The sequence below is a fragment of the Isoptericola chiayiensis genome, assembly GCF_013149805.1.
GTDB lineage: Bacteria > Actinomycetota > Actinomycetes > Actinomycetales > Cellulomonadaceae > Isoptericola > Isoptericola chiayiensis.
Map to the genome: position 1 here is coordinate 23,163 of NZ_JABEZT010000014.1, position 7,703 is coordinate 30,865.

General features: G+C 73.0%; 6 protein-coding genes. 1 reads left to right on the forward strand and 5 read right to left on the reverse strand.

Annotated elements, in window-relative coordinates; translation table 11 throughout:
* Window positions 1–2 precede the first annotated feature (2 nt).
* The 4 genes from HDG68_RS16600 to HDG68_RS16615 all read right to left on the reverse strand — a co-directional run bounded on the left by HDG68_RS16600 (window position 3) and on the right by HDG68_RS16615 (window position 3,293).
* On the reverse strand, window positions 3–389 hold the full coding sequence (locus HDG68_RS16600; protein ID WP_172153770.1) for a hypothetical protein: 387 nt from the start codon (window positions 387–389) through the stop codon (window positions 3–5).
* A gap of 111 nt (window positions 390–500) precedes the next feature.
* Window positions 501–1,367 carry a coenzyme F420-0:L-glutamate ligase gene (gene cofE / locus HDG68_RS16605; protein ID WP_172153771.1) on the reverse strand — a complete coding sequence of 289 codons (867 nt, stop codon included), beginning with the start codon at window positions 1,365–1,367 and terminating at the stop codon, window positions 501–503.
* Complete coding sequence (locus HDG68_RS16610; RefSeq protein ID WP_172153772.1) at window positions 1,364–2,374, reverse strand: TIGR03557 family F420-dependent LLM class oxidoreductase; 1,011 nt, start codon at window positions 2,372–2,374, stop codon at window positions 1,364–1,366. The genes cofE and HDG68_RS16610 overlap by 4 nt, the downstream gene beginning before the upstream one ends.
* Window positions 2,375–2,393: 19 nt before the next feature.
* A complete protein-coding gene (locus tag HDG68_RS16615) occupies window positions 2,394–3,293 on the reverse strand; it encodes a helix-turn-helix domain-containing GNAT family N-acetyltransferase (RefSeq protein WP_172153773.1) in 900 nt (299 codons plus the stop codon).
* A gap of 109 nt (window positions 3,294–3,402) precedes the next feature.
* Here HDG68_RS16615 and valS point away from each other — a divergent pair, with 109 nt between their 5' ends.
* On the forward strand, window positions 3,403–6,180 hold the full coding sequence (gene valS, locus HDG68_RS16620) for a valine--tRNA ligase (RefSeq protein WP_172153774.1): 2,778 nt from the start codon (window positions 3,403–3,405) through the stop codon (window positions 6,178–6,180).
* A gap of 63 nt (window positions 6,181–6,243) precedes the next feature.
* Here the strand turns inward: valS and HDG68_RS16625 are convergent, their stop codons facing one another.
* The gene (locus tag HDG68_RS16625) at window positions 6,244–7,488 is read right to left on the reverse strand and encodes a baeRF2 domain-containing protein (RefSeq protein WP_172153775.1); all 1,245 of its coding nucleotides are present in this window, start codon (window positions 7,486–7,488) and stop codon (window positions 6,244–6,246) included.
* Window positions 7,489–7,703: the final 215 nt, after the last annotated feature.

The following is a 7,703-nucleotide window of genomic DNA, read 5'->3' on the forward strand; positions in this document are numbered from 1 at the left end:
GCTCAGGCACCGAACATCGTCCGGCCGTCGGGGTCTCCGGGCCGCCACGGCCGGAGCGTCGGCGGGGCCGGCCAGGGCAGGTCGATGCGGCGCACCGGGGCGTCGATGGCGCCGAAGTCGTCCGTCTGCACGACGACGCCGCCCGGGGAGACGTCGACCAGGCGCACCCGCAACATCTCGCCGTCCTCGTCCTCGAGGATCCACACCTCGCCGAGCCAGGCCAGACTCGTGGCGTCGAGGGCCTCCTCGGCCTCGAGCCAGTCCACCGGCCCGGTCAGCGGGGCGCCGAGCAGGGACACAGCGACCCAGGCGTCGCCGTCGGGCCGGATCCACCCGATGCGCTCGCGGTCGTCCGGGCGGCGGTGCTCGATCCAGTCCGTGCGGTCCATGGTCCGGACCGTAGTCGCCGTGCCCGCCGCGAGCGAGCGGATTCCCGTCGCCTACCTGGCGGGAGGAACGCCTACCTCGCGGGAAGGTCGACTACCTCGCGGGACGTTTGCCTACCTCGAGGGTGCGGCGCGGCCGTCGGCGAACCCGCGGGCGTAGGCCTCCGCGGCCCCCTCGCGGAACAGGTCGTCGGGTCCCGTCCGCACCAGGCTGCGCGCCCCCGGTCCGACGGCGGCACCACCGTCGTCGGACGCGGCGCCCGGCACGTAGCGGGCCAGGCCGCGGACGACGGCGACGGCGCGCCCGGTGGCCTTGCCGCGGACCAGCTCGGAGGCCGCGGCGATCTCGTCGGCCACGGCGGTCACGGTCGCGGACAGGGCACGCCCGTGGGAGTCGACTCCCCCGCGCAGGTCGTCGACCACGCGCAGCCCGGCAGCCCCGATCGCGATGTCGGTCACGCCGTCGCGCCACGGACGACCCGCGGTGTCCGTGACGACCACACCGAGCCGGTCCAGGCCGAACCGTGCGCGCAGCACCTCCCGCAGCCCTCGGGCCGAGGCGTCCGGGTCCTCGGGCAGCAGCAGCACGGTGCCGTCCGGGGTGTTGGAGGCGTCGACCCCGGCCGCGGCCATCACCAGACCGAGCCTGTTCTCGACGATCCGCAGCGGCGGCTGGCCGTCGGGACGCTCCCGGGTGGCGACGACGCGCACGGTCTCGTCGGTGATCGCCTGCTCCCGGTCCGCGGCGCGCACCACCCGGCCCTCGGCCTTGGAGACGACCTTGGAGGTGACCACGACGACGTCGCCCTCGGCGAGCGGGTCACCGGTGCGCCGTGCGTCGGCGGCGAGCAGGTCGCCGACCAGCACGCCCAGGTCGTCGCCGGGCCGGACCTCCGGCAGGCCCGGCGGGGCCCACAGCGTCAGCCGGGCGCCGTCGAGGACGTCCGTGCCGCCGTCGGGCAGCGCCGCCGCACCGGTCACCGCGCGAGCTTCGGCAGCACCTCGCGGCCGAAGACCTCTATCCACTCCTTCTGGTTGCGACCCACGTTGTGCAGGTAGATGCGGTCGAACCCGAGGTCGACGTACTGCTGGATGGCCTTGCGGTGCTCGTCCGGGTCGGAGGAGACCACCATGCGGCCCTCGAAGTCCTCGGGGCGCACCAGCTTGGCCATCTGCGCGAAGTCGTGCGGCGAGCGGATGTCCGCCTTGGGGAACTTCATGCCGCCGTTGGGCCACTCGGTCATGGCGTTGGCCATGGCCTCCTCGTCGGTGGCCGCCCAGGACATGTGCACCTGCAGCACCTTGGGCATCGCCTCGGGGTCGCGGCCGGACTCCTTGACGCCGGCGTCGAACCGCCCGAAGAGCATCTCGATCTTCTCCAGCGGCGCCCCGACGGTGATGAGGCCGTCGGCGTGCTTGCCGGCCCGCTTGGCGGTGATGGGCCCGGCGGTGGCCACCAGGATCTCCGGAGGCACCTCCGGCATGGTCCACAGGCGGGTGGACTCCAGCTTGAAGTACTGCCCGGCGTGCTTGACGTCCTTGCCGTCGATGCCGGAGGCGAAGAGCTTCTTGATGATGTCGATGGCCTCGAACATCCGGTTGATGCGCTCGGGGGCCTCCGGCCAGTACCCGGCGGTGACGTGCTCGTTGAGCGCCTCGCCGGACCCGAGCCCGAGCCAGTGCCGTCCGGGGTACATGGCGGCGAGGGTGGCCGACGCCTGCGCGACGACGGCCGGGTGGAACCGGAAGGACGGGCAGGTCACGCCGGGGCCCAGGTCGCCGCGCGTGCGCTCGCCGAGCGCGGTGAGCACGTTCCACACGAAGGCCGCCTCACCCTGCTGCGGCACCCAGGGCTGGAAGTGGTCGGCCGCCATGACGCCGGAGAAGCCGTGCTCCTCGGCGTGGGCGGACCAGTCGACGACGTCCGTCGGGTGGAACTGCTCGAGCATCGCGGCATAGCCGATGGTCAGGTCTTCGGAGGCAGCCATGCGCCGAGCCTACGCCCGGTCAGCCGGCCGTCAGGTCCTTGGCGAAGAAGTGCGTGGCGTGCGGGTTGTCGTTGTACCGCTCCACGCGCCGGTAGCCCGAGCGCTCGTACATGGCGATCGCCTCGGTCAGCGCCGCGTTGGTGTCGAGGTGCACGACGGCGTGGCCCAGGTCGCGCGCGACGTCCTCCAGGTGCCGGAGCAGCCGGGCGCCGAGCCCGGCGCCGCGCCAGGAGCCGTCGACCCACATGCGCTTGATCTCGCCGGACCCGTCCTCGAGGGTCTGGACGCCGCCGCAGGCGACGGGTTCGCCCGCGGACGTGGCGACGACGAAGGCGCCGTGCGGTGCCACGAGCCGGTGGGCGTCCGCGGCGAGCGCGGCGTCGACGTCGAAGGTTCCGGTGCCGTCGATCCGTGCGCCGACCTCGGCGAAGTACTCCGCGACCGCACGGCGGGCGAGCTCCGAGCCCGGTGGGACCGTGGCGATCTCGATGGTGGCGGCGCGCACGAGCAGGTCCGCCTCGGCGAGCGCGGCGACCAGCCGGGCCTGCTGACGGTCGCTGAGGGGCGCGACGAGGCGCCGGGCCCGCTCGGCGGACCGGCGTTCGAGCTCGTCCCACCGCTCGCGGCCGGCGGGGGTGAGGTCGATCCGCCGACGACGGCGGTCGTCCGGGTCGGGTGCGACGCTGACGAGTCCGTCGTCCTGCAGCCGGCGCAGGAGCCTGCTGAGATAGCCCGAATCGAGCTCCAGGCGGGTCCGCAGGGCGTGCGCCGTGCCGGGTGCCACGCCGATCTCGTAGAGAAGACGGGCGGTGCCGAGCGGCATGTCGGGGCCGAGGAACGACTCCTCGAGCACGCCGACGCGCTGGGTGTAGCTGCGGTTGAAGCGGCGCACGACGTCGACGGATGGCGAGGTGGTCATTCTCTGACTCTAGTCAGAGATCAATCCGCCGCGCCACTCCCCCGCCGCCCGCGCTCACGTGCTGAGAGCCCGCGGGACCGGCCCCGGGAATCTGGGACAATGAGGCACCATGAGCGACTTCCCGAACTCCGGGGCGCCGACCGCGCCCGAGCAGACCCCCGCAGCGAACCCGACCCTCGCCACCACCGCCGGTGCCGACGTCGTGCGCGCGGTGGTCCGGGAGGTACCCGACAGGGTCAGCACCGACGGCCTGGAGGCCAAGTTCGACGAGCGCTGGGCCGCCGAGGGCACCTTCGCCTTCGACCGCTCCGCCACCCGCGAGCAGGTGTACTCCATCGACACCCCGCCGCCCACGGTGTCCGGCTCCCTGCACGTCGGCCACGTGTTCAGCTACACCCACACCGACGTCGTCGCCCGGTTCCAGCGCATGCGCGGCAAGGAGGTCTTCTACCCGATGGGGTGGGACGACAACGGCCTGCCCACCGAGCGCCGGGTCCAGAACTACTTCGGCGTGCGCTGCGACCCGTCGCTGCCGTACGACCCGGACTTCACTCCCCCGCACCAGGGCACCGAGGGCAAGAAGGTCAAGCCCGCCGACCAGGTGCCGATCAGCCGCCGCAACTTCATCGAGCTGTGCGAGGAGCTGACCGCCGACGACGAGCGCCAGTTCGAGGAGCTGTGGCGCCGGCTCGGGCTGTCCGTCGACTGGGCGCAGACCTACCAGACCATCGACTCCACCTCGCGCGCCGCCTCCCAGCGGGCGTTCCTGCGCAACCTGTCCCGCGGCGAGGCCTACCAGGCCGAGGCCCCCGGCCTGTGGGACGTGACGTTCCAGACCGCCGTCGCCCAGGCCGAGCTCGAGGCCCGCGAGTACCCGGGCCACTACCACCGCGTGGCGTTCCACGGTGCCGACGGCAGCCCGGTGCACATCGAGACGACGCGACCCGAGCTGATCCCGTCCGTCGTGGCCCTCATCGCCCACCCCGACGACGAGCGCTACCAGCACCTGTTCGGCACCACCGTGACCTCGCCGCTGTTCGGCGTCGAGGTGCCGGTGCTCGCCCACCACGCCGCCGCGATGGACAAGGGTGCCGGCATCGCCATGTGCTGCACCTTCGGCGACCTCACCGACGTGCAGTGGTGGCGCGAGCTGCAGCTGCCCACCCGGTCCGTCATCGGCCGCGACGGCCGCCTGACCCGGGACACCCCGGCCTGGCTCGCCGACGGCCCCGGCGCCGCGCTGTACGCCGAGGCCCTCGCCGGCAGGACCGCTTTCAGCGCCCGCACCGCCGTCGTCGACGCGCTGCGGGAGTCCGGTGACCTGGACGGGGAGCCGAAGCCCACCCAGCGCATGACGAACTTCTACGAGAAGGGCGACAAGCCCCTCGAGATCGTCACCTCGCGCCAGTGGTACATCCGCAACGGCGGGCGGGCCTGGGAGCAGCGCGACCTGAAGGCCGAGCTGCTCGGGCGCGGCAAGGAGCTGGACTTCCACCCCGACTTCATGCGGGTGCGCTACGACAACTGGGTCAACGGCCTCAACGGCGACTGGCTCATCTCCCGCCAGCGGTTCTTCGGCGTGGCCGTGCCCGTCTGGTACGGCCTCGACGAGAACGGCGAGGTCGACTACGAGCGCCTCATCACGCCGTCCGAGGCCGAGCTGCCCGTCGACCCGACGTCGCAGGCGCCCGCCGGGTACACCGAGGACCAGCGCGGGACGCCGAACGGGTTCGTGGGCGACAACGACGTGATGGACACCTGGGCGACCTCGTCGCTGAGCCCGCTGATCGTGTCCGGCTGGGAGCGCGACGCCGACCTGTTCGACCGCGTCTACCCCATGGACCTGCGCCCCCAGGGCCAGGACATCATCCGCACCTGGCTGTTCTCCTCCGTGGTGCGCTCCCACCTCGAGTGCGACGTGCTGCCCTGGAAGAACGCCGCGATCTCCGGCTGGATCCTCGACCCGGACCGCAAGAAGATGTCCAAGTCCAAGGGCAACGTGGTCACGCCGATGGACCTGCTCGTCGAGCACGGGTCCGACGCCGTGCGGTACTGGGCCGCGGCAGCCCGCCTGGGCACGGACGCGGCGTTCGAGGTCGGCCAGATGAAGATCGGTCGCCGCCTGGCGATCAAGGTCCTCAACGCCTCGAAGTTCGCCCTGACGTTCGGCGTGGACCCCGAGACCGGTGCCGGCGAGATCGTGCTCGACCCGGCCGCCGTCACTGTCGACCTGGACCGCGCCATGCTGGCCGGGCTCGCCGACGTCGTCGACCAGGCCACCGCAGCGCTGGAGGCCTACGACCACACGCGGGCCCTGGAGATCACCGAGTCCTACTTCTGGGCGTTCTGCGACGACTACCTCGAGCTCGTCAAGGACCGCGCCTACGGGGCCGGGGCCGACGCCGACCAGGTCTCGGCCGAGACCGTCTCCGCACGCACCGCGCTCGCGATCGCCCTCGACACGATGCTGCGCCTGCTCGCCCCGTTCATCCCGTTCGCCACCGAGGAGGTGTGGTCCTGGTGGCGCACCGGGTCCGTGCACCGTGCCCCGTGGCCGACGGCGGAGCCGCTGCGGTCGGCCGCCCAGGGCGTCGACCCGCTCGGCCTCACCGCCGCGGGGCACGCGCTGGCGGCGCTGCGCAAGCTGAAGTCGGCGGCGAAGGTCTCCATGAAGACCCCGATCCTGTCCGGGACCGTCGCCGTGCCGGCCGCCCTGCTGCCGGGCGTGCGCTCGGCCCTCGAGGACGTCCGTGGTGCCGGGCGGGCCACCGGCACCCTCGACCTCGTCGAGGCGACCGACGGCCAGGGCGATCCCGACGTCCAGGGCGGGATCGTCGTCGTCTCCCACGAGCTCGGCGAACCGCCGGCCAAGAAGCCGCGCAGCTGACCGTGCCGACACGACGCGGCCCCCACGACGATCCACGTCGTGGGGGCCGCGTCGTTCCGTGCCTCAGTGCGCGGCGGACACCCGTCCATCGTCGCCGCTCATGCTCGCGGCGGACTCGTGCGGCGTACCGCCGTCGTCCCACCGCAGCGTGGCACCCACGCCGTCACGGAGGTCCACGGACCCCTCGGGGGCGAAGACCAGGCCGGCGTCCTGCCCGATGGCGGCACGCAGCAGCGCCGTGGCCGCCGGCAGCTCCTCCAGCTCCCCGACACCCTCGATCTCGGTGCGCGAGACCGCGACGTGCAGGGGGTCCGGGCCGGTCCACAGCTGGCGGCCGTTGACGAGCCCGCCCAGGCCCAGGGCCTCGACCGACCCGTCGACCCAGGCGTGCAGCGCACGCGACGCGTCGTCGGCCAGCTCCTCGGAGAGCACGAGCTGGTCGACCTGGCCGCGCGCCAGGACCTGCACGACGTCGTCGATGCTCGTGACCGCGCCGGACTCCCGGCCCAGGCCCTCACGCAGGTCGGCGAGCACCTGCTCCCGGCGCCGCTCCCGGTAGGAGTCCAGGGCGTCCGCGACCGACTCGGCGAAGGCGTGCTGGTGGACGCCCTCGTCGCGCCCGCCACCCGGCACCTCGACGGTCACCTCCGCGGCCTGCTGGCCCAGCTCGGCCTTGACGAGGTTCACCGCGCGGACGTCACCGGTGATCATGACGATCTCCGGGCGGTGATCGGCCACCCGGCGGTCGATCTCGCCCGCCACGGCCTCCGCGTTGCGCTCCCACGAGTCCTCGGCGCGGGACTCGATCGTGGCGCGCTTGGTCGACGTGCTGGAGGACTTGGACACCTCGTCGTGCGGCGCCTCGAAGGTCTCCCGCTCGCCGGCGGCGTACCCGTCGGTCCCGACGGGTGTGAAGTCGGCGCCGAGCCGGTCGACGGCGACACACACGGCGTCGACCTGCTCGTCGGCCGACCGTGCGGCCTGCAGCAGGACGGGGACACGGTGCCAGACGCCGGCCGTGACCGGCGGCGGCTCGCGCAGCACCCGGTCGACGAGCACGCCGTCCTCGTCGTCGGCGATCAGGACCCGTCCGTGCGGTCCGCGCACCCGTGTGGGGCGGTCCACCGCCTCGTCCAGGTCGGTCAGGACGTCGTCCGTGGCGCCCTGCTTGGCCAGCGATCGGCGGACGGAACGCCAGCGGTTCGCGACGTTCTTGTCACCGGCCTCGATCGAACGCGTGGCGTCCAGGTAGACGGTGGCGAACGGGCCGGGGTGTCCGACCAGAGGCTTGAGCCATGCGATCCTCATGCACATCCCCCTCGGGGTCGACTGTGCCTTCCAGCGTGCGTCGGATCGGCGCCGCGTGCCACCGCGCGGACGGCGATTCAGCGGTGAGATGAACAACCGCCGCGTCGCCGCCGGAGCGTGGCCTACCTGTGAGTCTTCGGGTGGCTGACCCGGGGTCGGCTGGCCAGGGTGGTGTTGTTCTGGTCGCGGTGGCGTGGCTCGTTGCCTACCTGCCC

Coding starts and splice junctions, on each gene's coding strand:
- valS (WP_172153774.1), top strand. CDS start 3,403: ATGAGCGACTTCCCGAACTCCGGGGCGCCGACCGCGCCCGAGCAGACC.
- HDG68_RS16610 (WP_172153772.1), bottom strand. CDS start 2,374: ATGGCTGCCTCCGAAGACCTGACCATCGGCTATGCCGCGATGCTCGAG.
- HDG68_RS16615 (WP_172153773.1), bottom strand. CDS start 3,293: ATGACCACCTCGCCATCCGTCGACGTCGTGCGCCGCTTCAACCGCAGC.
- HDG68_RS16600 (WP_172153770.1), bottom strand. CDS start 389: ATGGACCGCACGGACTGGATCGAGCACCGCCGCCCGGACGACCGCGAG.
- HDG68_RS16625 (WP_172153775.1), bottom strand. CDS start 7,488: ATGAGGATCGCATGGCTCAAGCCTCTGGTCGGACACCCCGGCCCGTTC.